Genomic DNA, 23945 nt, shown 5'->3' on the forward strand with positions numbered 1-23945 from the left:
GTTGTGTCAGGCGGTAGCAATCGGTGTACCTTTGCGTCCGCGCAATCCGCTTCGACGAGTTTTGGCATGGCACCACGCATCAACACCCGTGACCGCATCGCCCAGGCCAGCCTGGAGCTGTTCAACGCCCAGGGTGAACGCAGCGTCACCACCAACCACATCGCCGCGCACCTGGGCATCTCGCCGGGCAACCTGTACTACCACTACCGCAACAAGCAGGTGATCATCGCCCAGCTGTTCGCCGAGTACGAAAGCCACGTCGACCAGTTCCTGCACCTGCCCGAAGGCCGCGCGCTGACGGTGGAAGACAAGACCTTCTACCTGGAAGCGCTGCTCGCCGCGATGTGGCACTACCGCTTCCTGCACCGCGACCTGGAGCACCTGCTGGACTCCGACCCGGCGCTGGCCGCCGCCTACCGCTCGTTCGCCCGCCGCGCCATGGGCAACGCCAAGGCGATCTACCGCGGCTTCGTCGACGCCGGCATCCTGCAGATGGACGAGCCGCAGCTCGAAGCCCTGACCCTCAACGCCTGGATCATCCTCACGTCCTGGGTGCGCTACCTGTGCACTACCCGCGAGGTGGCCGGCGACCTCAGCGAAGCGCTGATGCGCCGTGGTATCTACCAGGTGCTGGCGCTGGAAAGCGGGCACATCGCCCCGGCATTCCGCGAGGCGGTGGCGGCGGTGTTCGACCGGCTGTACGTGCCGCTGGAAGATTGATCCTCACTTGGCGGATAACCGTGAACGGTTATGCGCCCTACGCCCAGCTTCTGCGCAGGTCCACGTCCCTCACCCCAGCCCTCTCCCAGAGGGAGAGGGGGCAGATTCTGCCGGCTGATACATCGGTTTCATCCTGCGCCGAATGGTTCCCTCTCCCTCAGGAACGGGGCGCGCAGCCAGGGCTATCTTGGCAAGGTGCCCTGGTTACGTAGGGCGCATAACGCGCCAGCGTTATCCGTCGATCACCCCGTCCAACCGTCAGGCATCCGCCTGGCGCGGCCCCGGCACTCGTGGCCGGCGCAGAGCGATGCCGTGGCGCTGGAAGAACGCCTCCACGCCCTCGGTGGCGTCGGTATAGAGGGTGCGGTTCGGGTGGTCGGCGAGGAAGCGCGCCATCAGCGCCAAGCCAATCCCGCGGGACTGGAAGCCCGGCAGCACGGCGATTTCCGCCAGCCAGGTGGTCTGCGCCGTCTCGCTTTCCGCGCGCAGCAGGCCGAGCACCTGCTCGCCGTCCACAGCCAGCAGGAAGTAGCTGGAGAATTCGTAGAGGTCGCGCAGTTCCGCCAGGGTGCCGGGCGAGCCCCAGCCCACGGCGCGGTACAACGCGGCGATACCGGCGCACCGGGCATCGCTCAAGGGTTCGTTGTGCAGAATCGTCAGCGGCGTGTCGTGCATGGCGGCGCTCCTTCCTGGCGTTTCCATCCGGGTGCAGTTCCAGTCTGCCGCATCGCCATGCCCAGGGGCTGATCCAGCGCAGTCAGGCCTCGTGCCGTTCGAGCAGCCAGTGCGGAATGCGGCGCTCCAGATAGTAGTCCGGGCGCGTCGGCGAGCCACCGATGAAGCCGACGTGGCCGCCATGGGGCAGCAGCTCCATCTGCGTCGAGGCGGACAGTTCGTCCCGCTGCGGCACGCTGCGTTCATGGATGAACGGGTCGTCGCTGGACTGGATGATCAGCGTCGGCACGCGGATGCCGCCCAGGTAATAGCGGCTGGAGGCGCGCCGGTAGTAATCGTGGACATCGGCGAAGCCGTGCAGCGGCGCGGTCACCCGGTCGTCGAAGTCCCAGAAGGTGCGCATGCCGTCCAGCGGCCCGAGGCGCTCCAGCGCAGCGAGGTTTTCCGCGTGGCCGGCACTGGCGAAGGCCTGGCGCTTGGTCTGCACGTAGGCCGTCAGCTCCCGCATGAAGTGCGCCTGGTAGACCCTGGAAAAGCCGATGCCGATGCGGTCTGCGCATTGGTCCAGGCGGAAGGGCACCGACACCGCCACCGCGCCTTTCAAGGGGCAGTTCTCCGAGGATTCGCCCAGATACTTGAGCAGCACGTTACCGCCCAGCGAATAGCCCACCGCGTACAGCGGCGCCATCGGCCGTTTGGCGCGGACGTGGGCGACCACCGAGGCCAGGTCCTCGCTGACGCCGGAGTGATAGCCGCGCGGCAGCAGGTTCGATTCGCCCGAGCAGCCACGCCAGTTCAGCGCCACGCTGGCCCAGCCCTGCGCCGCCAGCTGTTGCTGCAGGCCGAGGATGTAGTGCGAGGACGACGAGCCGGTCAGCCCGTGCAGCGCCAGCACCAGCGGCGCGTCCGCCTCGTGCGGGCCGTGCCAGTCGAGGTCGATGAAATCGCCGTCCTCCAGCCACAGGCGCTCGCGGCTGCGCTCCAGGCTGGGCGCCTTGCGCAGGAGCGAGCCGTAGAGGGTCTGCAGGTGCGGGCCGGGCAGCCACCAGGCGGGTTTGAACGGGGAGGGTATAGTCATCACGGATCGAATGGGGCGGACAAGCTGCGATAGTAACGCCAAGTCGGCCCCGCCATGGATGTGTTGTGCATAGCCAATGCACGGAAAAGGGAGTGAGCACGATGTGGAAGAGAATCGCGGCCTTGAGCCTGGCGCTCTGGCTGGCCGCCTGCGGCGAACCGGTGCCCCAGGCGCAGCAGTCGTATGTCGGCCTGTGGACGGCGCCGCAGATGAGCCTGCTGATCACCGCCGACGGTCGAGTCGCCTACAAGCGCGTGTCCGGAAGCACGTCGAAGTCCATCGAGGCGCCGATCAAGCGTTACGAATCGGACGGTTTCACGGTGGGCTTCGGCCCGTTCGACACCCGCTTCAAGGTATCGAAGCCGCCCTACCAGGACGGCAACCAATGGAAGATGGTGGTCGATGGCGTGGAGCTGGTGCGCACCAGCACCGTCGACGTGGGCAAGTCGATCTGAGCCGGCTCACCAGCCAAATTCGTCGGCCAGGCCTTCCGCGCGGCGGGCGTCGCCCAGCACCTGCGCCAGTTGATCGACTAGCTCGCGGCGGTAGACCGGATTGACGCTGTAATCCTCCGCGAAGATGTCCTCCCCTGCGCCGCGCCAGACGCGGGCGAAGGTGGCGAGGCAGGCGGTCATCTGCCAGAGATCGTCGAACATCGGCACCGGCGCCCACGGGCCGCCGTGCTGGTCGAAGAGGATGCGCCCGCTGGAGCATTCGAGGATGAAAGGGTCGGCCCCCTGGTCCGCCACCACGATCCAGTCATCGCTCCACCCTGCCAGGCGCTCGCCGGTAAGGCCGTGCCAGCGATAGCCGGCCTGCTGTTGCCACAGCCGTGCCAGCGCCGGAATGAAGAAGGGGTTGCCGGCGGTATCCAGGGTGCAGTCGCTCGGGCCGACTTCGCGGTAGAAGCGCTCCAGCTCGCCGGGCAGGGCGATGTCGCCGGCCCAGTCACTGGCGGGCTGTTCGAAACAGGGTTCGTCCAGCGCCAGCAGTTGTTCGCGGATCGAGAGGTGGGTGGGGGTCATGCGTCAGCTGTCCTTAGCCGTAGGTGGGTGGTGAGGTTTTTCTTCGGAACACCGGGGTCCTTCAGGAGGCGAACCGTTGCCTGTTCTGCAACGGTTCGAGTCCCGTTCAGACACCTTCCCGCTGCCACAACGCGTAATGCACCGACCCTGCCGTCTTCTCCCGGTGCAGCCGCCAGTTGCCGGGCAGGCCGAGGCTGGAGGGGACGGTTTCGCTCTCGGTGTAGATCCAGGCGTCCTTGGCCAGCCAGCCGCGTTCCTCCAGCAGGCGGCAGGTGTTCTGCAGCAGGTCCTGGTGGAACGGCGGGTCGAGGAAGACCAGGTCGAAAACCTGGGAGGCCGGGGCGTCGAGGTAGCGCAGCGAGTCGGTCATCAGCAGTTGGCCGTTGCCGCACTTGAGCGTATCGAGGGTGGTGCGCAGGGCGGCCACGGCTTCGCCGTTGGTGTCCAGCGCAAGACCCGCGCTGGCACCGCGGGACAGCGCCTCGAGGAACAGCGCGCCGCTGCCGGCGAAGGGGTCGAGCACGCGGGCGCCGGGGACGTAGGCGGCCAGCCAGTTGAACAGGGTTTCGCGCACCCGGTCCGGCGTCGGGCGCAGGCCCGGGCCGTCGGGGAAGGCGAAGCGCCGGCTGCGCCACTCGCCGCCGATGATACGCAGCTGGCCCAGGCCGCCGTGGGGCTTGTGTGCGGCGCGCGGGGCGCCGCCGGGTCGTTTGCTCATCAGTGCTCCGGTACGCCGGCGGGCTGCGCGGCGGGTTTGTCGGTGGGCGGCGGCAGCGGTTGCTGCGGCACGGTGGGGCCGGCGGTGACGATGACGAAGGCGTCCGGGTCGAGGTGGCGGCGCATGGCCTCTTTCACCTGTTCCACGCTCAGGCCCTGGACCTGGCTGAGGAAGGTCTCCAGGTAATCCAGCGGCAGGTTGTAGAAGCCGATGGCGCCCAGTTGGCCGACGATGTCGGCGTTGCTTGCGGTGGACAGCGGGAAGCTGCCGGCCAGCTCGCGCTTGGCGTCGTCCAGTTCCTTCTGCGTCGGGCCCTTGTCGAGGTAGTCGCGGACGATGTCCTGGACCAGCTTTAGGGTGCCTTCGCTCATTTCGGCGCGGGTCTGCAGGCCGATGGTGAACGGCCCGCGCGACTGCATGCCGGTGAAGCCGGAGTACACGCCGTAGGTCAGGCCGCGCTTCTCGCGCACCTGGTCCATCAGGCGGGTGCCGAAGCCGCCGCCGCCGAGGATCTGGTTGCCCAGGTAGAGGGCGGCGTAGTCCGGGTCGTTACGGGTGATGCCCAGTTGCGCCAGCATCAGCTGGGTCTGCTTGGACGGGAACTCGATGTGGGTGATGCCGGCCTTGGGCGTCTGCGGCTCGCCCGGCGCCGGCAGGGCGGGGCCCTTGGGCAGGGCCCGGGAGACGCTGGCGGCGATGGCTTCGGCCTGCTCGCGGGTCAGGTCGCCGACCAGCGCGATGACCACGTTGCCGGCGGCGTAGGCCTTCTGGTGAAAGGCGCGCAGCTGGGCGACGGTGATCTTCGGCACCGACTGCTCGTTGCCGTCGCTGGAATGGGCGTAGGGATGGTCACCATAGAGCCGCTTGAACAGCTCCAGCCCCGCCAGCTTGCCGGGGTTCTGCTTCTGGTACTCGAAGCCGGCCATGATCTGGTTCTTGATGCGCGCCAGGGCTTCCTCGGGGAAGGTCGGCTGGCCGATCACCTGGTCGAACAGCGCCAGCGCGGCATCGCGTTTGGCAGGTTCGCTCAGGCTGCGCAGGCTGGCCACCGCCATGTCACGGTAGGAGCCGTTGCCGAAGTTGGCGCCCAGGTCGTCGAAGCCGGCGGCGATGGCACTGGTGTCCTTGCCGGGCACGCCTTCGTTGAGCATGGCGTTGGTCAGCATGGCCAGGCCGAAGTGCTCGCCGTCCTGGCTGCTGCCGGCGGCGAAGGTCAGGCGCAGGTCGAACATCGGCAGCTCATGGGCTTCGACGAAGAGCACGCGGGCGCCCTCGGCGGTCTGCCATTGCTGGATGTTCAATGTGCGGTGGCTGGGTGCCTTGCCGGCGGCTTCGGCCAGCGATTGCAGGCCGGTGGGGGCGGCCGTCCCGGCGGGGGCCGGTTGCGTGGCGGCGGGCGCGGCTGCCGCGGTGTCGGCGGCAGGGCGGGAAACGAACAGCACCAGTCCGGCGATCAGCGCGATGACGATCAGCCCGACCAGGCCGTAGCGCAGGCCATTGCGTTCACTCATGGCTCGGCTCCTTGTCGGTGGCGACTTCCGGCAGGACCTGGGCGAGGGTCAGGCGGGAACGGGTGAAGTAGGTGCGGGCGGCTTGCTGGATGTCGTCGGCAGTAACCGCCTGGATGGCTTCCAGGTCCTTGTCCGCCAGGCGCCAGCCCAGGCCGACGCTTTCCAGCTCGCCGATGGTGCTGGCTTGGCCGGCGATGGAGTCGCGCTCGTAGACCAGCCCGGCGATGACCTGGGCGCGCACGCGCTCCATTTCTTCCTGGCTGGGAGGGTTCTGCTTCAGGTCCTCCAGTTGCTTCCACAGCGCGGCCTCGACCTGGTCGAGGGTCTTGCCGGTCTGCACGTTCGGAGTGGCCGAGAGGAAGAACAGCCCGTCGCCACGGGAGAAGGCGTCGTAGGACGCCGAGGCACCGGTGACGATTTCCTCGCCGCGTTCCAGGCGCGCCGACAGCCGGGCGCTGTAACCGCCATCGAGGATCGCCGAGATCAGGCGCAGGGCGTTGATCGACTTGGCGTCGTCGCTGCTGCCCAGGGTCGGCACGTTGAAGCCCATGATCAGGCTGGGCAGCTGGGTGCGCACGTGCAGTGTGAGACGACGTTCACCCGGCTCGGCCAGTTCCAGCGGTTTGCGCGCGGCGGGCAGGTCGCGCCGGGGGATCTCGCCGAAGTACTTCTGCGCCAGGGCCTTCACCTCGTCGCCGGTGACGTCGCCGACCACCACCAGGGTGGCGTTGTTCGGCGCGTACCAGGCCTGGTACCAGTGGCGCAGGTCGTCGATGGTCATGCGCTGCAGGTCGGCCATCCAGCCAATGGTCGGCGTGCGGTAACCGCTGGCGGGGTACGCGGCGGCCTTGAAGCGCTCGAAGGCCAGCGCGCTGGGCTTGTCCTCGGTGCGCAGGCGGCGTTCTTCCTTGATGACCTCGATCTCGCTCTTGAACTGGTCGGCCGGCAGGGCGAGGTGGGCCATGCGGTCGGCTTCCAGCTCCAGCGCCACCGGCAGGCGGTCGCGGGCGAGTACCTGGTAATAGGCGGTGTAGTCGTCAGTTGTGAAGGCGTTCTCTTCCGCGCCAAGGTCGCGCAGCACCAGCGACGCCTCGCCGGGGCCGAGCTTGCGGCTGCCCTTGAACATCATGTGCTCCAGGGCGTGGGAGAGGCCGGTGAGGCCGGGCGTCTCGTAGCTGGAGCCGACCTTGTACCAGAGCTGGGAGACCACCACCGGGGCGCGGTGGTCCTCGCGGACGACGACCTTCAGGCCGTTATCCAGGGTGTATTCGTGGGTGGGCTGTGGCTCTGCGGCGCTCGCCATCAGCGGCAGCAACAGGGAACCAAGCAGCAGGCCGGCGTGACGGCGTGCAAGGGTTTTCATCGTGGACTGAACCTTTCGGGCTGTCCGCGGGGTCTATGCAGGCTGGCGGCCAGCCTCTTAACCCCGGCGGGCGAGGAGATGCTAGGATACCCATCCGTTTTCCGGGCGGCCACGTTCAGGGCTTCTCAAAGCTGTTTCGAGGCGTTTTAGCTGCCTGTTTCCGTGGCGTCCCCTAGAGATTCGATCCCTACATGTTTGGTTCCAACGACGACAAGAAGGCCCCGCCTGCCGGGGAGAAGAAGGGTCTGTTCGGCTGGTGGCGCAAGAAGCCCCAGGCCGAGGAGCAGCCCGTAGCCGACGCCGCGCCGCAGGCCGAACAGCCAGCCGCCGCCGAGCCGGCTGTCGCTTCCGAGCAGGCTCCTGCCGCCCAGGCCGAGCCGGTCGCGCCGCGCGCCGAGCCGACTCCCGAGCCCACGCCCGAACCGATAGTCGATGTGGTCCCGGCCAGCGTGCCGGTCGAGCCGTTGGCGCAGCCGGTTCCTCAACCTGAGCCGCAGCCTGTTGCTCAACCCGCACCGCAGCCCGCCGTACAACCTGAGCCGCCACCCGTTGCGCAGCCGGTCATTGCCGAGGCGCCGCAGCCAGTCGCCCCGCCGGTCGCGCCGGCCCCCATTGCCGCGCCCGCGCAGCCCGAGCCGGTTGCCGAAGCGCCTGTCGTGATCGCCCAGCCTGAGCCTGAGCCCGAGCCTGCCGCGCCACCCGCAGCGGAGCCCGAGCCGCAGGCCAGGCCTGCCGCCAGCGAACCGGCCAAGCTGGGCTTCTTCGCGCGCCTCAAGCAGGGCCTGTCGAAGACCAGCGCCAGCCTGGGCGAGGGCATGGCCAGCCTGTTCCTGGGCAAGAAGGCCATCGACGACGACCTGCTCGACGAGATCGAAACCCGCCTGCTGACCGCCGACGTCGGCGTCGAGGCCACCACCACCATCGTGCAGAACCTGACCAAGCGCGTGGCGCGCAAGGAACTGGCCGACAGCGAGGCGCTGTACAAGGCCCTGCAGGAAGAGCTGGCGACCCTGCTGCGCCCGGTCGAGCAGCCGCTGACCATCACCCGCGACAAGCAGCCCTACGTGATCCTCGTGGTCGGCGTGAACGGCGTGGGCAAGACCACCACCATCGGCAAGCTGGCCAAGAAGCTGCAGCAGGATGGCAAGAAGGTCATGCTGGCCGCCGGCGACACCTTCCGCGCCGCCGCCGTCGAGCAACTGCAGGTCTGGGGCGAGCGCAACAACATCGCGGTGATCGCCCAGCACACCGGCGCCGATTCCGCCTCGGTGATCTTCGACGCCGTGCAGGCCGCCAAGGCCCGTGGCGTGGACGTGCTGATCGCCGACACCGCCGGTCGCCTGCACACCAAGGACAACCTGATGGAAGAGTTGAAGAAGGTGCGCCGGGTGATCGGCAAGCTGGACGAGACGGCTCCCCACGAAGTCCTGCTGGTGCTGGACGCCGGCACCGGGCAGAACGCCATCAACCAGGCCAAGCAGTTCAACAATGCCGTGGAACTGACCGGCCTGGCCCTGACCAAACTGGACGGCACCGCCAAGGGCGGGGTGATCTTCGCCCTGGCCAAGCAGTTCGGCCTGCCGATCCGCTACATCGGTGTCGGCGAAGGGATCGACGACCTTCGAACCTTCGAAGCCGATGCCTTCGTCCGTGCCCTCTTCGAGACCCGGGAAATCGCATGATCCGTTTCGAGCAGGTTGGTAAGCGCTACCCCAACGGCCATGTCGGCCTGCACGAGATCTCGTTCCGCGTGCACCGCGGCGAGATCATGTTCGTCACTGGCCACTCCGGCGCCGGCAAGAGCACCCTGCTGCGGCTGATCCTGGCGATGGAGCGCCCCACCACCGGCAAGTTGCTGCTCGGCGGGCAGGACGTTTCGCGCATCTCCACCGCGCAGATTCCCTTCCTGCGCCGGCAGATCGGCGTGGTGTTCCAGAACCACCAGCTGCTCAACGATCGCAGCGTGTTCGACAATGTCGCCCTGCCGATGCAGATCCTCGGCCTACCCAAGGCGGACATCGCCTACCGCGTCGAAGCGGCGCTGGACCGGGTGAACCTCAAGGAAAAGGCCGGGGACCTGCCCTCCGACCTCTCCACCGGCCAGCAGCAGCGCGTCGGCATCGCCCGCGCCGTGGTGCACCGCCCGGCCCTGCTGCTCGCCGACGAACCCACCGGTAACCTCGACCCGCGCCTGGCCTCGGAAATCATGTCCGTGTTCGAAGACATCAATCGCCTGGGCACCACCGTGCTGATCGCCAGCCACGACCTGGCGCTGATCGCGCGTATGCGCCACCGGATGATCACCCTGCAGCGCGGCCGCATCATCGCCGACCGTGAGGAGAACGCCTGATGAGCGCCAATGACCTGCCTCGCGGCGAGGAAGAAGGCACCCCGCAGCGCAACACGCGCGAGCGGCCCGACGACAACGAACACCAGGACCACAGCGCGTCCCTCGCGGCTTACGTGGAGAACCACCGCGCCAGCCTGCTGGACAGTCTGCACCGCCTGGTCAGCCACCCCTTCGGCAGTTTCTTCACCTGCCTGGTGATGGGCATCACCCTGAGCCTGCCCATGGGGCTGTCGCTGCTGCTGAACAATGTCGAGCGCCTTGGCGGCTCCTGGCAGCGCGCCGCGCAGATCTCTCTGTTCCTCGACCTCAAGGCCAGCGAGACCCAGGGCCAGGAACTGCGCGAGCAGATCGAGAAAATGCCCGACGTGATCGAGGCGCAGCTGATCAGCCGCGACGATGCGCTGAAAGAGTTGCAGGAACAGTCCGGTCTCGGTGAAGCATTGAAGGAATTGCCTGACAACCCGCTGCCGGCCGTGATCTCGGTAACGCCCAAGCAGATCGACAAGGCCCAGCTGGATGCCCTGCGTCAACGGCTCTCGGAGCTGCCCGGTGTACAACAGGCGCAGCTGGACCTGGTGTGGGTCGAGCGGCTGTCGGCGATCCTCAAGCTGGGCGACCGCTTCGTCTTCGGCTTGACCATCCTGCTGGTCCTGACCCTGCTGCTGGTCATCGGCAATACCATCCGTCTGCACATCGAAAATCGCCGTAACGAAATCGAGGTCATCAAGCTGGTGGGTGGAACCGATGGCTACGTGCGTCGTCCCTTCCTCTATATGGGCGCGCTGTACGGCCTCGGTGCGGGCATCCTGTCCTGGGCCCTGCTGGCCTTTGGCCTGGACTGGCTGAACAGCTCCGTGGTCAACCTGGCCGGGCTGTACGGCAGTGATTTCGGCCTGTCGGGCGTGCCCATCGACGATGGCCTGTCGCTCACTGTCGGCGCCGTGCTGCTGGGCTGGATCGGTGCCTGGTTGGCCGTGGCACGCCACCTGCGCGAATTGGCGCCGCGCTGAAACCCCCTGATTTTCCGGGGGCTTAGGCGGGTGTAAAGGAACTTTTACACCCGCTTGCAGTCAGATTTCGCAGTGCTACACTGCGCGAGTTTCGTGAATCGGAGGATTCGCATGACCACTTCTCTGCAACCTGTCTATGCCCTGGCTCCCGGTGCGAACCTGGAAGCCTACGTGCACTCGGTGAACAGCATTCCGCTGCTGACGCCGGAGCAGGAGCGCGAACTGGCCGAACGCCTCTTCTATCAGCAAGATCTGGAAGCGGCACGGCAAATGGTTCTGGCGCACCTGCGCTTCGTCGTGCACATCGCCCGGAGTTACTCCGGGTACGGCCTGTCCCAGGCCGATCTGATCCAGGAAGGCAACGTCGGCCTGATGAAGGCCGTGAAGCGCTTCAACCCGGAAATGGGTGTGCGCCTGGTGTCGTTCGCCGTCCACTGGATCAAGGCGGAGATCCATGAGTTCATCCTGCGCAACTGGCGGATCGTGAAAGTCGCGACCACCAAGGCGCAGCGCAAGCTGTTCTTCAACCTGCGCAGCCAGAAGAAGAAACTGGCCTGGCTGAGCAACGACGAAGTTCACCGTGTCGCGGAAACCCTCGGCGTCGAGGCCCGCGAAGTCCGCGAGATGGAAAGCCGTCTCACCGGGCAGGACATGGCCTTCGACCCGGCGGCGGATGCCGACGACGAGAGCGCCTACCAGTCCCCGGCGCATTACCTGGAAGACCATCGCTACGACCCGGCGCGCCAGCTGGAGGAAGCGGACTGGAGCGACAGCTCCACCGCCAGCCTGCACGAGGCGCTGGAAGGCCTGGACGAGCGCAGCCGCGACATCCTCTACCAGCGCTGGCTGGCCGAGGAGAAGGCGACCCTGCACGACCTGGCGGCCAAGTACAACGTGTCCGCCGAGCGGATTCGTCAGCTGGAAAAGAACGCGATGAACAAACTCAAGGGTCGCATCGAGGCCTGATCGGCTTCGACGCGCCCTGCGAGTCGCGAACCGCACCCTGGTGCGGTTTTTTTCTGTCCGCATTCAGCGTCTGGAGAATCCCATGCCGCGCCTGCGTCCCGTCCACGGGATGTTCTTCCTGGTCATCGCCCTGCTGGCCTTCGGCCTCGGTTCCTGGGTCGCCCGCACTTCCGCGCCGCCCAAGCCGCCGCAGTGGTTCAACGACTGGAAGGAAAAGGTCTTCGAGCCGCTGGCCGACGACACGCTCACCCTCGACGACCTGCAGGGCCAGCAACCCGGCGAGCTGTGGCTGACCGCGAGCCAGGATGGCCCGCAGCTGCATTACCGCGGCAAGCTGGCCACGGAGGAGGGGCTCTGGCATGTGGAGGCGGAGCTGGCCTTGAGCGATGCCGAGCACGCCAGCCTGGCCAAGGCCACCGGCATGCAGCCGTCCAGCAAGGACCAGCCCCTGAGTGCCGAACTGATGGCGCAACTGGGCAACAAGCCGGTGTCGGAGCTGGCGCTGGCGCCCCAGCAGGATCTGGCGATCGGTCGTCTTGCCGTGAGCCTGGGCGACCCGCGCCTGCGCCTGCAGGTGGATGGCGGCGAGGCCTGGGTCTATCCGGAGAAGGGCCTGACACTGCTGCATCGCGACGGCACGTTGCAATGGGTACGGGTGGTGCCGCGCAATACGTTCAAGGCTGGTGAGGCGCCCTGACTTTTTCTGCTGACTAGGCCAGGAAGAGCCCCTCTCCCCAGCCCTCTCCCCTCAAGGAGAGGGAAATAGCCGTGCTCAGGAGTCTCCAGCGGCCACACCAGCGATCTACAGCCGCTGCAAATACTCGCTACCCAACTGCCACATCTGCTGGCGAATCCACGCGGCGCGCTGGCGCACGTAGGGGCCGGGCTTGCCGGCGCTCCACTTGCGCGGGTTGGGCAGCACGGCGGCCAGCAGGCTGGCCTGCTGCTGCGACAGGCGCTTGGCATCGACGCCGAAGTGGTGCTGGGCGGCGGCCTGGGCACCGAACACGCCGGCATCCCATTCCACGCTGTTGAGGTACACCTCGAGAATCCGCTGCTTGGACCAGAAGGTTTCGATCAGCAGGGTGAACCAGGCCTCGAAGCCCTTGCGCACCCAGCTGCGGCCGGTCCAGAGGAAGACGTTCTTCGCCACCTGCTGGCTGATGGTGCTGCCACCGCGCACCCTGCCGCCCTGCTCGTTGTGCGCCAGCGCCTTCTGGATCGCCGGCACGTCGAAGCCGTGGTGCTCGGCGAACTTCTGGTCCTCGCTGGCGATCACCGCGAGCTTGAGGCTGTCCGGCAATTCCTCCCAGGGGCGCCAGCTGCGCTGCAGGTCGATGGGCTGGCCGTTGAACCAGGATTCGACCTTGCGCTCCACCATCACCATGGTGCCCGGCGGCGGCACCCAGCGCAGGACGATGACCAGCGCCACGCTGATGGCGACGAACCAGAGCGCGATCTTGAACAGGCGGCGGAGCAGGTTTCGCATGCGAGGCTTTGCCCGGGGCGGATGAGCGGGCCATTATAGCGGCACTCACCTGTCTGGAGCTTCCCGATGCTGCGTACTTTCCTGATGCTCGCCGCGTTCTTCGGCTTCACCGGCGTCGCCCTCGGTGCCTTTGCCGCCCACGGCCTGAAGAGCAAGCTCACGCCCGAGTACCTGGCGGTGTTTCAGACCGGCGTGCACTACCAGATGCTGCACGCCCTGGCGCTGTTCGGCGTGGCGCTGCTCTCGGCGCACATCGGCGGCACCCTGGTCAGCCTCGCCGGCTGGGCCTTCACCGTCGGCATCCTGCTGTTCTCCGGCAGCCTGTACCTGTTGACCCTGGCTGGGCTTGGCGTCGGCATCATCACGCCGATCGGCGGGCTGTTCTTCCTGATCGGCTGGGCGTTGCTGCTGGTGGCGGCCTTCCAGCTGGGCTGACCCGGACGTCAGAAAAGCCCGAGTGCGGCGCCGCGGAACCTTGGTCATCCGCCGTGATCGGGCTAGAATGCCGACCCCCTCCAGCAACGACCGTCCCGTCCATGCGTATTCAGTTGAACGGCGAACCTTTCGAGCTGCCCGACGGCCACACCGTCGCCAATCTGCTCGAGCGTCTCGACCTCACCGGCAAGCGTGTCGCGGTCGAGCTCAATCTGGACATCGTGCCGCGCAGCCAGCACGCCGCCACCGCGCTGAGCGAAGGCGACCAGGTGGAAGTGGTGCATGCCATCGGCGGCGGCTAGCAGCCGCCTCCCAGACTTTCAGGCCCCGCCCGCCTTCCCTTCAGGAGTGATCCGATGAGCCAAGCTTCCTCCCACCTGCCGGTCGACAAGCCCTTCACCCTGGCTGGTCGCACCTACAACTCGCGCCTGCTGGTCGGCACCGGCAAGTACAAGGACCTCGAAGAGACCCGCGTCGCCATCGAGGCCTCGGGCGCCGAGATCGTCACCGTTGCCGTGCGCCGCACCAACCTTGGCCAGAACCCGGGCGAGCCGAACCTGCTGGACGTGATCCCGCCGGATCGCTACACCATCCTGCCGAACACCGCCGGCTGCTACGACGCGGTCGAAGCCGTGCGCACCTGCCGCCTGGCCCGCGAGCTGCTCGATGGCCACAACCTGGTCAAGCTGGAAGTCCTGGCCGACCAGAAGACCCTGTTCCCCAACGTCGTGGAAACCCTCAAGGCCGCCGAAGTGCTGGTCAAGGACGGCTTCGATGTCATGGTGTACACCAGCGACGACCCGATCATCGCCCGCCAACTGGCCGAGATCGGCTGCATCGCCGTGATGCCGCTGGCCGGCCTGATCGGCTCGGGCCTGGGCATCTGCAACCCGTACAACCTGCGCATCATCCTTGAGGAAGCCAGCGTCCCGGTGCTGGTGGATGCCGGGGTGGGCACCGCCTCCGACGCCACCATCGCCATGGAGCTGGGCTGCGAGGCCGTGCTGATGAACACCGCGATCGCCCACGCGCAGAACCCGGTGATGATGGCCGAGGCCATGAAGCACGCCATCGTCGCGGGCCGCCTGGCCTACCTGGCCGGCCGCATGCCGCGCAAGCTGTATGCGAGCGCGTCGTCGCCGATGACGGGCCTGATCAACTAACGATCTGCTGCGCGTCGGCGGAGCGTCGTTGAAAAGTGATGCGGGATGCTCATTTACTGCGTGTAAACTCCGCTCCCGCTCCACTTTTCGCCTAGTTCCGCGCTAGCTCGCGAGATCGTTGGCAGGCATTTAATAGACACCGACACGCGGGCCGGTTTGCCAGAAGCAGCCGGTCCGCGTGTGCATTTACCTCCAAGGTTCGAGTCATGAGTGACATTTCCGAGAATCAGCCAGAGAGCCAGGCCGACGCCGACAACCGTCCGATGCGCGCCATCAAGAGCTTCGTGATGCGCGCCGGGCGCATGACCGAAGGCCAGCAGCGCGGCCTCGATCAGGGCTGGCCGAGATTCGGCCTGGAGCTGGCCGACGGTCTGCGGGATTTCGACCAGGTGTTCGGCCGCCAGGCGCCGCGCACCTTCGAGATCGGTTTCGGCATGGGCCACGCCACCCTGGAAATGGCCGCTGCCGCGCCGGAGCAGGATTTCATCGGCGTGGAAGTGCACCGTCCCGGGGTGGGCGCGCTGCTCAACGGCATGCTCACGCGGAACCTCACCAACATTCGCGTCTACAGCTGCGATGCCATCGAAGTGCTGCGCGATTGCGTCGCCGATGCCAGCCTCGACCGTCTGCTGCTGTTCTTCCCGGACCCGTGGCACAAGTCGCGCCACCACAAGCGTCGCATCGTTCAGCCGGCCTGGGCGGAACTGGTGCGGCAGAAACTCAAGGTCGGCGGCGTGCTGCACATGGCCACCGACTGGGAGCAGTACGCCGAGCACATGCTGGAAGTGATGAATGCCGCACCCGGCTATCGCAACCTGTCGGCGGACAATACCTATGTACCGCGCCCGCCAGAGCGCCCGGTCACCAAGTTCGAGCGCCGCGGGGAGCGGCTCGGCCATGGTGTCTGGGACCTCAAGTTCGAGCGCGTCGACTGATCTGCAAGAAAGGCCTGCACCGCAGGCCTTTTTCACGGATGAACACCCTATAGACCGGGACCACCCGGCAGGCCCGCAGGGCCACCCTCACCTCCTGAATAAAAAGCGGCAACCGCCGCGGACGAAAATAAGAGTGACGGACAGGAGTCCGTCGCAAAGGAGTCTGCTGTGTTGAAGAAACTTGCTGTACTGCTGATGGCGGGGGCGTGGGCCCTGCCGGCGCAGGCGAAAGTCGATGCCACCCAGGCCGCTCGACTGGGCCGCGACCTGACGCCGATGGGGGCGGAAATGGCCGGCAACGCCAGTGGCACCATCCCCGCATGGACCGGCGGCATCACCACCGCCCCGGCGGGCTACCAGCCCGGCACCCACCACCTCGATCCTTATGCCGCCGATGCCGTGCAGTACAAGGTCGACAGCCGGAACCTGGCGCAGTACCAGGCGTTGCTCACGCCCGGCACCCAGGCGCTGCTGCAGGAAAACCCCGACTATTACCTGCGCGTCTTCCCCAGCCGCCGCAGTGCCTCGCTGCCCCAGCGCATCTATGACGCCACCCGCCTCAACGCCGAGAATGCCGAGCTTATCGCCGACGGTAACGGTGTGCAGGGCGCCGCCGCCGGCGTGCCGTTCCCGATGCCCAGGACGGGGCTGGAAGCCATCTGGAACCACATCATGCGCTACCGGGGCGAGCAGATTCACATGGTGACCAACCAGGCCGCCGTGCTCGCCAACGGCAGCTACAACCTGCTCAAGCTCGACCGCTACGTGTACTTCAACTACGGCCGCGAGGGCATGACCCCGCAGGACCTGAACAACACGCTGTTCTACTACAAGTACAACATCGTCGCCCCGGCGAAGCTCGCCGGCTCCGCGCTGGTGGTGCAGGAGACCATCGACCAGGTGCTGTCGATCCGCAAGGCCTGGCGCTTCAACAGCGGCGAACGCCGCGTGCGCCGCCTGCCGAGCCTGGCCTACGACACCCTGCAGCCGGACACCAACGGCCTGGCCACCGCCGACACCGTGGACGTCTACAACGGCGCGCCGGACCACTACGAGTGGCAGCTGCTGGGCAAGCGCGAGATGCTGGTGCCCTACAACAGCTACGCGGTGCACCAGAAGGGCATTCCCTATGCGGATATCCTCAAGACCAAGACCCTCAATCCCGAGCTGCTGCGCTACGAGCCGCACCGCGTCTGGGTGGTCGAGGCGACCCTGCGCAAGGGCATGAGCCATCCGTTCGCCAAGCGCCGGTTCTACCTGGATGAGGACAGCTGGCAGATCCTCGCCTCGGACATCTACAACGCCGACGGCAAGCTGATCCGCGCCCAGGAAGTGCACCCGATCAACTACTACGACGTGCCCATGGTGCTCAGCACCCTGGAGGCGCTGTACGACTTCGAGGGGGCGCGCTATTTCGTCGACGGCCTGGACAACAACGAGCCGATGTACGACTTCAAGGCCCCGCTGGGCCCGCGCGACTTCACCCCGCAGGCCTTGCGCCGCGAGGGTAACTGAGCCCCGCAAAGGCCGCCGAAAGGCGGCCTTTGTCTATCCGCACGATGGGGTGAGGGACTGTAGGAGCGAGCTTGCTCGCGAACCGCCCCGACCTCGGCGCGGTCAGGGAGCCTGTTCGCGAGCAAGCTCGCTCCTACGAAAAGCTCCTTTCTCGGCGGCGTCCCGGTTTCGATAGCGCATGTCACTCGATCAGCTCGGCGCCCAGCACCGTCGTCTCCGGCATGCGCATCGGCGCCGGGCTGATCTGCAGGTACTTGATGCTGGTGCGCGGGATGATCAGCAGGTCGCCGTCCACCTCGATGCTGATGACCGGCGATTCCATCTGCTTGCGGATGCCGCGGGCCACCTCGGCGGGGTCGTCGCTCTGTTGCGGGAAGCGCAGCGCCAGGCGCTGGCCATCGGAGAAGTGCAGGTAGAGATGCTTGATCGGCTTCATGTGCCCTCCGGCGGGTTGCTGGCCAACCGCCGGAGGAACGCAGGTCAGCTGCGGTCGGCGATCATGCCAATCACGAAGAACACTAGCAGCAGGACGGGGGCCAGGGTGTAGTTGTTGAAATAACCCAGCCCCTTGGCCAGCCACGGGGTGACGAAGACCATCGCCAGGCCGTAGCCGACGGCGCAGATCAGCACGAACAGCAGGGTGCGGAAGACGAAGTTCAGGCTACCGATGCGCTGCTGGACCCAGGCGTTGATCGCCGGGCCGAACAGCACCAGCACCGTGGCCATGATCGCCAGGGCGATGTCGGACAGATGGCCGCGGCACCAGCGGGAGACGTTGGCAATCAGGTCGAGCGCGAAGTCCATGGGGGCTCCTTGGGGTTCAGAGTCGCCGGGGAGTGTACACGGCGGGCGACGGCAGCGTCGCCCGCTGCTGCTCGTGTGAGGAGCTCAGGGCAGGAAGCGCTGCAGCAGGTCGTTGAGGAACAGCTGGCCGCGCTCGGTGGGGGCCAGGCGCTGCGGGTCGTCCAGCAGCAGGCCGTTCTGGCGCGCCTGGCGGCAGGCGTCTTCGATGGACGCCAGCGCCAGGCCGGTGCGTTCGGTGAAGGTCGTGGCCGGCACGCCGTCGGTCAGGCGCAGGGCGTTCATCATGAACTCGAAGGGCAAGTCGTCCGATTCGAGGCTGCGCTCACCGGCCTGGAAGGGCTTCTCGGGGTTCAGGTAGTCCTTCGGCAGGCGGGTCTTCCAGGTGCGCAGGATGCGGCCTTGCGGGGTGCTCAGCTTGGCGTGGGCGCCGGCGCCGATGCCGAGGAAGTCACCGAAGGTCCAGTAGTTCAGGTTGTGCCGCGCGCGCAGGCCGTCGCGGGCGTAGGCCGAGGTCTCGTACTGGACGTAGCCTGCCTGGGCGAGCAGCGCCTGGCCGGCCTCCTGGATCTCCCACAGCTGGTCGTCCTCGGGCAGCTCAGGCGGCTGGCTCCAGAACACTGTGTTCGGCTCCATGGTCAGCTGGTACCAGGACAGGTGCGTGGGCGCCAGGTCGATGGCCTGCTGCAGATCAGCCAGCGCATCGGCTACGCTCTGCTCCGGCAGGCCGTGCATCAGGTCCAGGTTGAAGTTGTCGAAGCCGGCGCGGCGGGCCATTTCGGCGGCGCGCACGGCTTCGTCGCCATCGTGGATGCGTCCCAGGGCCTTGAGTTTCGCGGCCTGGAAGCTCTGGATGCCGATGGACAGGCGGTTGATGCCCAGCGCCCGGTAATCGGCGAACTTGGCCTGCTCGAAGGTGCCGGGGTTGGCTTCCAGGGTGATCTCGATGTCGCGCTCGAACCCGACCTGCCGCTCCAGGCCCTCGAGGATGCGGCCCAGCGCCTTGGCCGAGAACAGGCTGGGCGTGCCGCCGCCGAAGAAGATCGAGGTCAGCTTGCGGCCGTGCACGTAGCCGCGATCCGCCGCCAGGTCAGCCAGCAGCGCCTCGACGTAGGCGTCCTCCGGCAACTCCGGCCCGGCGGCGTGGGAGTTGAAGTCGCAATAGGGGCATTTGCGCACGCACCAGGGGATGTGCACGTACGCCGCCAGGGGCGGTAGCGAGAAGCTGCAAGCTTCAGGCTGCAAGCTGTCCGTGCTCTTGCTTGTCGCTTGCGGCGTGAGGCTTGCAGCTGCCTTCATAGCCCCAGCCGCTGTTTCAGCAGGGCCATCGCGCGGGCGCGGTGGCTGATCTGGTTCTTGCGCTCGGGTGGCAGTTCGGCGCTGGAGCACTCGGCTTCGGGCACCCAGAACAGCGGGTCGTAGCCGAAGCCGTGTTCGCCGCGGGCTTCGCGCAGGATGCTGCCGTGCCAGAGGCCCTCGCAGAGGATCGGCAGCGGATCGTCGGCGTGGCGGACCAGGGCCAGCACGCTGACGAACTGGGCGCCGCGCTGCTCGTCCGGCACGTCCTTCAGGGCGTCCAGCAGCTTGGCGTTGTTCGCTGCGTCACCCTTGCCGTCGGCATAGCGCGCGGAATAGATGCCCGGCGCGCCGCCGAGGAAGTCCACCGCCAGACCCGAATCGTCGGCCAGCGCCGGCAGGCCGGAGATGCGCGCGGCATTGCGCGCCTTGAGAATGGCATTCTCGACGAACGACAGGCCGGTCTCTTCCGGCTCCACGTCGCTGAACTCGCCGATGGAGCGCACCTTCACGTGGGCGCCGAGCATGGCCTGGAGTTCCTTGAGCTTGCCGGCGTTGTGACTGGCCAGCACCAGTTGTTCGAGCTTGATCATTCGTCTGGGAAGATTTCCTGCATGAAATCGAAGCTTTGCGGGGCTTCGTTTCCGGACTGGACCTGGATGGAGAAGGTCAGGGTTTCGCGGCCTTCGATGGGGAACTGCGCCAGGTTGTAGATGGCGCCTTCCTCGACCACGCGCTTGAAGGTCAGGGGGATGTTCTGCCCCATCAGGTTCTTCGCCGAGCCTGCGACGGTGACGTTGGCCGGCTTGCCGCTGGCGTCCAGCGGCACGATGTTGACCACGCCCTGGGCCTTGCTGCGCACCACGCCCACCGCTTGGGCGACGTTGGGCTGGAGGAAGCTGGAGTTGAACACGCTGTAGTGCACCTGCAGGTCGCCCAGGCGCTTCACCTGTTCGGCGAAGGCGGGCAGGGCGAGGACCAGGCAGGCGATGAACGTAAGCAGGCGGCGCATGATGTTTCTCCCGTGCTGTCTCAGATAGCCGCGATCACACGGCGATGCGGTGATCCTGCACGCCGGCACCGCTGACCCTGTAGATGCCGATTTCACCCAACAGATTAGGCCAGATTCGCGAGGCCCAGCCATGCTGGTGTTCGTGGTCCACCGCCAGGCGGTCCAGCACCTTGGCGTGCTGCTCGTGGCAGAGCGCCTCGAAGTCGCGGAAGGTGCAGAAGTGGATGTTCGGCGTGTTGTACCAAGTGTACGGAAGGAAATCCGAGACCGGCATGCGGCCATTGCGCGCGAGGTACCAGCGGCAGCGCCAGTGGCCGAAGTTGGGGAAGGTGATGATGCAGGTCTTGCCCACGCGCAGCATCTCCGCCAGCACCTTGTCCGGGTAGCGCAGGGCCTGCAGCGACTGGGTCATCACCACCACGTCGAAGCTGTTGCTGGCGAAGTTGCCCAGGCCCTTGTCCAGGTCCTGTTCGATGACGTTGACGCCACGTTCGATGCATTTGGCGATCTTGTCCGGGTCGATTTCCAGGCCGTAGCCGCCGACCTGCTTGTGGTCGCGCAGCCAGGCGAGCAGTTCGCCATCGCCGCAGCCCAGGTCGAGCACGCGGCTGCCGGCGGGGATCCAGTCTTGGATGATTTCCAGGTCGGCGCGCATGGTGATCCTTATACGCTGATGCGGTTCATGTAACCGCCAAAGGCTTGCAGGTAGCGGGGAATCGGCATCAGGAAGGCGTCGTGGCCTTGCGGTGCGTCGATTTCCAGGTAGCTCACGTTCTTCTTCGCCGCCAGCAGGGCGTCGACGATCTCTCGCGAGCGCGCCGGGGAGAAGCGCCAGTCGGTGGTGAAGGACATCAGGCAGAAGTCCGCCTTCACCCCGGCCAGGGTGCGCGCCAGGTCGTCGCCGTGGGCGGCGGCCGGGTCGAAGTAGTCCAGCGCCTTGGTCATCAGCAGGTAGGTGTTGGCGTCGAAGCGGGTGGAGAACTCCTCGCCCTGGTAGCGCAGGTAGCTTTCCACCTGGAACTCGACGCTGTGCAGGTCGTAGTTGAGCTTCTCCGACTTCATGTCGCGGCCGAACTTGGCGCCCATGGCGTCATCGGAGAGGTAGGTGATGTGCCCGACCATCCGCGCCAGGCGCAGGCCACGCTTGGGAATCACGTCGTGTTCCTGGAAGTGGCCGCCGAAGAAGTCCGGGTCGGAGAGAATCGCCTGGCGGGCGACTTCGTTGAAGGCGATGTTCTGCGCCGACAGCTTTGGCGCGCTGGCGATGCACAGGCAATGGCGCACGCGCTCGGGGTAGCTGATGGTCCACTGCAGCGCCTGCATGCCGCCCAGGCTGCCGCCAATCACCGCCGCCCATTGGGTGATGCCCAGGCGGTCGGCCAGGCGTGCCTGGCTGTGCACCCAGTCTTCCACGGTGACGACCGGGAAGTCCGCGCCGTAGGCCTTGCCGGTGGCGGGGTTGAGGCTGGTCGGGCCGGTGGAGCCGTTGCAGCCGCCGAGGTTGTTCAGCGCGACGACGAAGAACTTGCGGGTGTCGATGGGCTTGCCCGGGCCGATGCAGCTGTCCCACCAGCCCGGCTTGCGCTCATCGAGGCTGTGGTAGCCCGCGGCGTGGTGGTGGCCGGAGAGCGCGTGGCAGATCAGCACGGCGTTGCTCGCCGTGGCGTTCAGCTCGCCGTAGGTCTCGATCACCAGCTGGTATTCGGGCAGCGTCCTGCCGCAGGCCAGGGGCAGCGGTTCGTTGAACTGCAGCGTCTGGGGGGTGACCAGACCGACGGAATCTTCGGGGAAGACTGTTGGCATCGACCCAGCTCATGAATAAAAAAGGACGGCCAGTCTAAAGAGCGCCGCCCCCTGCGGCAAGCGTCGGGGGGCGGGCGTGGCGCGGGGTTCAGGCGCGCTGGGAGGTTGGCAGGGTGACCACCTTGGCCTGGCGTTGCAGCGGTGCCGGGCGGCGCAGCTGGCGAAGGATGTCGGTGGCCTCGGCAAGCTGCTGTTCCAGTTCCTCGGTGTAGCGCCCCAGCAGCAGCGAGCGCTGCCGCGCCTGCTGGGTTTCCTGGGCGAGGGCCTTGAGCCGCAGCATGTGGGTTTCCAGCATCTGCTTGTGCTCCAGGCTGTACTGCATCAGCGGCATCAGGGCGTCAGCGGCCCATTGCTCGGCCTCTTCGCGCAGGCGCTGGTGCAGGCCGATGACTTCCTGGGCGACGGTGGCGAAGAAGCGCCGGGTCAGCAGGCGCTGCTCGGTGAGCAGGGTCTTCAGGTGCAGGCGGAAGCGGTCGGCCTTTTCCTGCAACTGGGCGAGCTCACGCAGGTAACGCTGGACGCGGAACTGCGGGGCGTCCAGGGCGTTGAGCGGGTTTTCCTCGTTGTGCCGCCGGTAGATGGCCGCGACCATGCGGTTGGCGGTCTCCGCCTCGTGGCCGAGGGCGACCAGGTCGCCTTCCACGGTGCGGAAGAACTGCAGGATGGCCTGGTGGATGCCCACCGTGGTCCAGCTGCCGCGCAGCTTATCGTGGACCTTCTTCAGGTGCTGCTCCAGGCGCTCCGCGCGCACCGCCTCGCGCAACTGCTCGCCCTGGTGGCGCAGCAGGCGCTGGTTGGTCTTCAGGCTGAGCAGGCGCTTGTGGTGCAGGTTGTGCTCGTCCTTGGTCCGCGCGGTCAGCTCGAACAGCAGTTGGCCGCTGTCCTGCTGCTGGTCGTTGAGCTGCGCCTGCTGCTCCTTCACCTTGTCCAGGCGCACGCGCAGGCTGTGCTGGCTGTTGTTGACCAGCGCCAGCACCTGGCCGACCACCGCGTCCTCCAGCAGCCGCTCCTTCTGCGCGACGATGCGCTCGCAGAGCAGCTCTTCCAGGGCTTCCATCTGGCTGCGCGCCAACAGCTCGCGGTCGCCGCGCACCTTGGCCAGCAGCGCTTGCTTGGCCGACAGTGGCAGCACGTCCTCGCGGGCGATGCCCAGCTGGCGCGCGGTGGTGTCCTGGATATGGCGGATGGCGTTCTGCACGAAGGCCTCGCCGGCCAGGTCGTCCCAGAGCACGTCGATCTTGTTCAGCACCGCGTAGAGCGTGGTGTGGCCGTCCTCGCCGAGCTGGCGCACGTGGTCGCGCCAGATCGCCATGTCGGAGGCAGTGACGCCGGTGTCGGCCGCCAGCAGGAAGAGGATCGATTGCGCGCTGGGCAGCATCGACAGGGTCAGTTCCGGCTCGCTGCCCAGGGCGTTCAGGCCGGGCGTATCGAGGATGCGCAGGCCCTGGCGCAGCAGTGGATGGTCGAAGTTGACCAGCGCGTGGCGCCACGCCGGCACCAGCACGATGCCGGGCTTGTCGGTGGCTTCGAGCATGTCCGGGTGGAAGCCCAGCTGGATCGCCTGCTCCACCGGCAGTGGCTTGGTCTTGGCGACCTGGGCGAAGGCCTCGGCCATGTTGGCCGGGTCCGAGGTATCCAGCGGGATGTTCACCCAGTGCCGCGGGATGCGCTTGAACTGCGCCACGCTGGCATCGGCGACGCGGGTCTCGATGGGCAGCAGGCGGATGTAGGGGCGCTCCGAGCGCGGGTCGAAGAATAGCTCGGTGGGGCACATGGTGGTGCGCCCCGCCTGGGACGGCAGCATGCGCCGGCCGAATCCGGCGAAGAACAGGCTGTTGATCAGCTCGGTCTTGCCGCGCGAATACTCGCCGACGAAGGCCAGGGTGATGTGGTCGACGCGCAGCAGGCGCAGGGTGCGCTCCAGGCGCTGCTCGATGTCCGGCGTATTGAGCCGGGCGCGCTCCAGCCAGCTGCGGTAGCGGGTGATCTCGCGAACCAGCTCGCGCTTCCAGGTGACGTAGGCGTCGATCTGCTGACTGAGACGTTCCATGCTCATCCGGGCGTTCCTTGGGCTGGCGCG

General features: G+C 66.9%; 27 protein-coding genes. 12 read left to right on the plus strand and 15 right to left on the minus strand.

The genetic code is table 11. The annotated features are described in order from the left end of the window. Nucleotides 1-66 precede the first annotated feature (66 nt). Complete coding sequence (locus N0B71_RS10225; RefSeq protein WP_259758741.1) at nt 67-720, plus strand: TetR/AcrR family transcriptional regulator; 654 nt, start codon at nt 67-69, stop codon at nt 718-720. A gap of 258 nt (nt 721-978) precedes the next feature. Here the strand turns inward: N0B71_RS10225 and N0B71_RS10230 are convergent, their stop codons facing one another. Further along, complete coding sequence (locus tag N0B71_RS10230) at nt 979-1395, minus strand: GNAT family N-acetyltransferase (RefSeq protein WP_259758743.1); 417 nt, start codon at nt 1393-1395, stop codon at nt 979-981. Between the two features lie 82 nt (nt 1396-1477). Beyond that, entirely contained in the window at nt 1478-2473 is a 996-nt protein-coding gene (locus N0B71_RS10235) for a hydrolase (RefSeq protein WP_259758745.1), read from the minus strand. Between the two features lie 101 nt (nt 2474-2574). Between N0B71_RS10235 and N0B71_RS10240 the strand changes: the two genes are divergently transcribed. Next, entirely contained in the window at nt 2575-2928 is a 354-nt protein-coding gene (locus tag N0B71_RS10240; protein WP_259758747.1) for a hypothetical protein, read from the plus strand. 6 nt (nt 2929-2934) lie between these two features. Here the strand turns inward: N0B71_RS10240 and N0B71_RS10245 are convergent, their stop codons facing one another. From N0B71_RS10245 to N0B71_RS10260, 4 genes are all read right to left on the minus strand, one after another. Then, nucleotides 2935-3498: a hypothetical protein gene (locus tag N0B71_RS10245; RefSeq protein ID WP_259758749.1), complete on the minus strand. Its 564-nt coding sequence runs from the start codon at nt 3496-3498 to the stop codon at nt 2935-2937. A 106-nt stretch (nt 3499-3604) separates the two neighbouring features. Then, complete coding sequence (rsmD, locus tag N0B71_RS10250; protein ID WP_259758752.1) at nt 3605-4216, minus strand: 16S rRNA (guanine(966)-N(2))-methyltransferase RsmD; 612 nt, start codon at nt 4214-4216, stop codon at nt 3605-3607. Next, nucleotides 4216-5727: a M16 family metallopeptidase gene (locus tag N0B71_RS10255; RefSeq protein WP_259758753.1), complete on the minus strand. Its 1512-nt coding sequence runs from the start codon at nt 5725-5727 to the stop codon at nt 4216-4218. The genes rsmD and N0B71_RS10255 overlap by 1 nt, the downstream gene beginning before the upstream one ends. After that, on the minus strand, nt 5720-7090 hold the full coding sequence (locus N0B71_RS10260; protein ID WP_259758755.1) for a M16 family metallopeptidase: 1371 nt from the start codon (nt 7088-7090) through the stop codon (nt 5720-5722). Before N0B71_RS10260 ends, N0B71_RS10255 begins: the two co-directional genes overlap by 8 nt. A 191-nt stretch (nt 7091-7281) precedes the next feature. Between N0B71_RS10260 and ftsY the strand changes: the two genes are divergently transcribed. The 5 genes from ftsY (at nt 7282) to N0B71_RS10285 (ending at nt 12113) form a co-directional block, all read left to right on the plus strand. Further along, entirely contained in the window at nt 7282-8772 is a 1491-nt protein-coding gene (ftsY, locus tag N0B71_RS10265) for a signal recognition particle-docking protein FtsY (RefSeq protein ID WP_259758757.1), read from the plus strand. Further along, a complete protein-coding gene (gene ftsE, locus N0B71_RS10270) occupies nt 8769-9440 on the plus strand; it encodes a cell division ATP-binding protein FtsE (protein ID WP_259758759.1) in 672 nt (223 codons plus the stop codon). The genes ftsY and ftsE overlap by 4 nt, the downstream gene beginning before the upstream one ends. Beyond that, nucleotides 9440-10450 (plus strand): permease-like cell division protein FtsX, encoded by a 1011-nt coding sequence (gene ftsX, locus N0B71_RS10275; protein ID WP_259758761.1) that lies wholly within the window; start codon nt 9440-9442, stop codon nt 10448-10450. The genes ftsE and ftsX overlap by 1 nt, the downstream gene beginning before the upstream one ends. A 111-nt stretch (nt 10451-10561) precedes the next feature. Beyond that, nucleotides 10562-11416: an RNA polymerase sigma factor RpoH gene (gene rpoH, locus N0B71_RS10280; protein WP_259758763.1), complete on the plus strand. Its 855-nt coding sequence runs from the start codon at nt 10562-10564 to the stop codon at nt 11414-11416. Between the two features lie 82 nt (nt 11417-11498). Beyond that, nucleotides 11499-12113, plus strand: a complete 615-nt coding sequence (locus N0B71_RS10285) for a hypothetical protein (RefSeq protein ID WP_259758765.1) — start codon at nt 11499-11501, stop codon at nt 12111-12113. A gap of 105 nt (nt 12114-12218) precedes the next feature. Here the strand turns inward: N0B71_RS10285 and mtgA are convergent, their stop codons facing one another. Continuing rightward, the gene (gene mtgA / locus N0B71_RS10290; RefSeq protein WP_259758767.1) at nt 12219-12905 is read right to left on the minus strand and encodes a monofunctional biosynthetic peptidoglycan transglycosylase; all 687 of its coding nucleotides are present in this window, start codon (nt 12903-12905) and stop codon (nt 12219-12221) included. Nucleotides 12906-12971: 66 nt separating this feature from the next. On the opposite strand from mtgA, the gene N0B71_RS10295 reads away from it, so the two are divergent. The 5 genes from N0B71_RS10295 to N0B71_RS10315 all read left to right on the plus strand — a co-directional run bounded on the left by N0B71_RS10295 (nt 12972) and on the right by N0B71_RS10315 (nt 16953). Continuing rightward, complete coding sequence (locus N0B71_RS10295) at nt 12972-13340, plus strand: DUF423 domain-containing protein (protein ID WP_259758769.1); 369 nt, start codon at nt 12972-12974, stop codon at nt 13338-13340. Between the two features lie 101 nt (nt 13341-13441). Next, a complete protein-coding gene (gene thiS / locus N0B71_RS10300) occupies nt 13442-13642 on the plus strand; it encodes a sulfur carrier protein ThiS (protein ID WP_205338666.1) in 201 nt (66 codons plus the stop codon). A 54-nt stretch (nt 13643-13696) separates the two neighbouring features. Continuing rightward, entirely contained in the window at nt 13697-14503 is an 807-nt protein-coding gene (locus N0B71_RS10305) for a thiazole synthase (protein WP_259758772.1), read from the plus strand. A gap of 263 nt (nt 14504-14766) precedes the next feature. After that, a complete protein-coding gene (gene trmB, locus N0B71_RS10310) occupies nt 14767-15438 on the plus strand; it encodes a tRNA (guanosine(46)-N7)-methyltransferase TrmB (RefSeq protein ID WP_259759522.1) in 672 nt (223 codons plus the stop codon). A gap of 168 nt (nt 15439-15606) precedes the next feature. Next, nucleotides 15607-16953, plus strand: coding sequence for a DUF1329 domain-containing protein (locus tag N0B71_RS10315; RefSeq protein WP_259758774.1), 1347 nt, complete (start codon nt 15607-15609; stop codon nt 16951-16953). Nucleotides 16954-17134: 181 nt separating this feature from the next. Here N0B71_RS10315 and N0B71_RS10320 read toward each other — a convergent pair whose 3' ends face one another. From N0B71_RS10320 to N0B71_RS10355, 8 genes are all read right to left on the minus strand, one after another. After that, nucleotides 17135-17389: a hypothetical protein gene (locus N0B71_RS10320; protein WP_017520105.1), complete on the minus strand. Its 255-nt coding sequence runs from the start codon at nt 17387-17389 to the stop codon at nt 17135-17137. A gap of 44 nt (nt 17390-17433) precedes the next feature. Next, the gene (locus N0B71_RS10325; RefSeq protein WP_017520106.1) at nt 17434-17757 is read right to left on the minus strand and encodes a DUF3392 domain-containing protein; all 324 of its coding nucleotides are present in this window, start codon (nt 17755-17757) and stop codon (nt 17434-17436) included. A gap of 84 nt (nt 17758-17841) precedes the next feature. Further along, entirely contained in the window at nt 17842-19053 is a 1212-nt protein-coding gene (hemW, locus tag N0B71_RS10330; RefSeq protein ID WP_442964654.1) for a radical SAM family heme chaperone HemW, read from the minus strand. Further along, complete coding sequence (rdgB, locus tag N0B71_RS10335; protein ID WP_138519705.1) at nt 19050-19643, minus strand: RdgB/HAM1 family non-canonical purine NTP pyrophosphatase; 594 nt, start codon at nt 19641-19643, stop codon at nt 19050-19052. Before rdgB ends, hemW begins: the two co-directional genes overlap by 4 nt. Beyond that, a complete protein-coding gene (locus N0B71_RS10340) occupies nt 19640-20062 on the minus strand; it encodes a DUF4426 domain-containing protein (RefSeq protein ID WP_259758778.1) in 423 nt (140 codons plus the stop codon). Before N0B71_RS10340 ends, rdgB begins: the two co-directional genes overlap by 4 nt. A 34-nt stretch (nt 20063-20096) precedes the next feature. Continuing rightward, complete coding sequence (metW, locus tag N0B71_RS10345) at nt 20097-20717, minus strand: methionine biosynthesis protein MetW (RefSeq protein ID WP_259758780.1); 621 nt, start codon at nt 20715-20717, stop codon at nt 20097-20099. Nucleotides 20718-20725: 8 nt separating this feature from the next. Further along, on the minus strand, nt 20726-21865 hold the full coding sequence (gene metX, locus N0B71_RS10350) for a homoserine O-succinyltransferase MetX (RefSeq protein ID WP_259758781.1): 1140 nt from the start codon (nt 21863-21865) through the stop codon (nt 20726-20728). Nucleotides 21866-21953: 88 nt separating this feature from the next. Beyond that, nucleotides 21954-23921 carry a dynamin-like GTPase family protein gene (locus tag N0B71_RS10355; protein WP_259758784.1) on the minus strand — a complete coding sequence of 656 codons (1968 nt, stop codon included), beginning with the start codon at nt 23919-23921 and terminating at the stop codon, nt 21954-21956. Nucleotides 23922-23945 lie beyond the last annotated feature (24 nt).

The sequence above is a fragment of the Pseudomonas sp. GCEP-101 genome (genome assembly GCF_025133575.1).
In the GTDB taxonomy this organism is placed as follows: Bacteria; Pseudomonadota; Gammaproteobacteria; order Pseudomonadales; family Pseudomonadaceae; genus Pseudomonas; species Pseudomonas nitroreducens_B.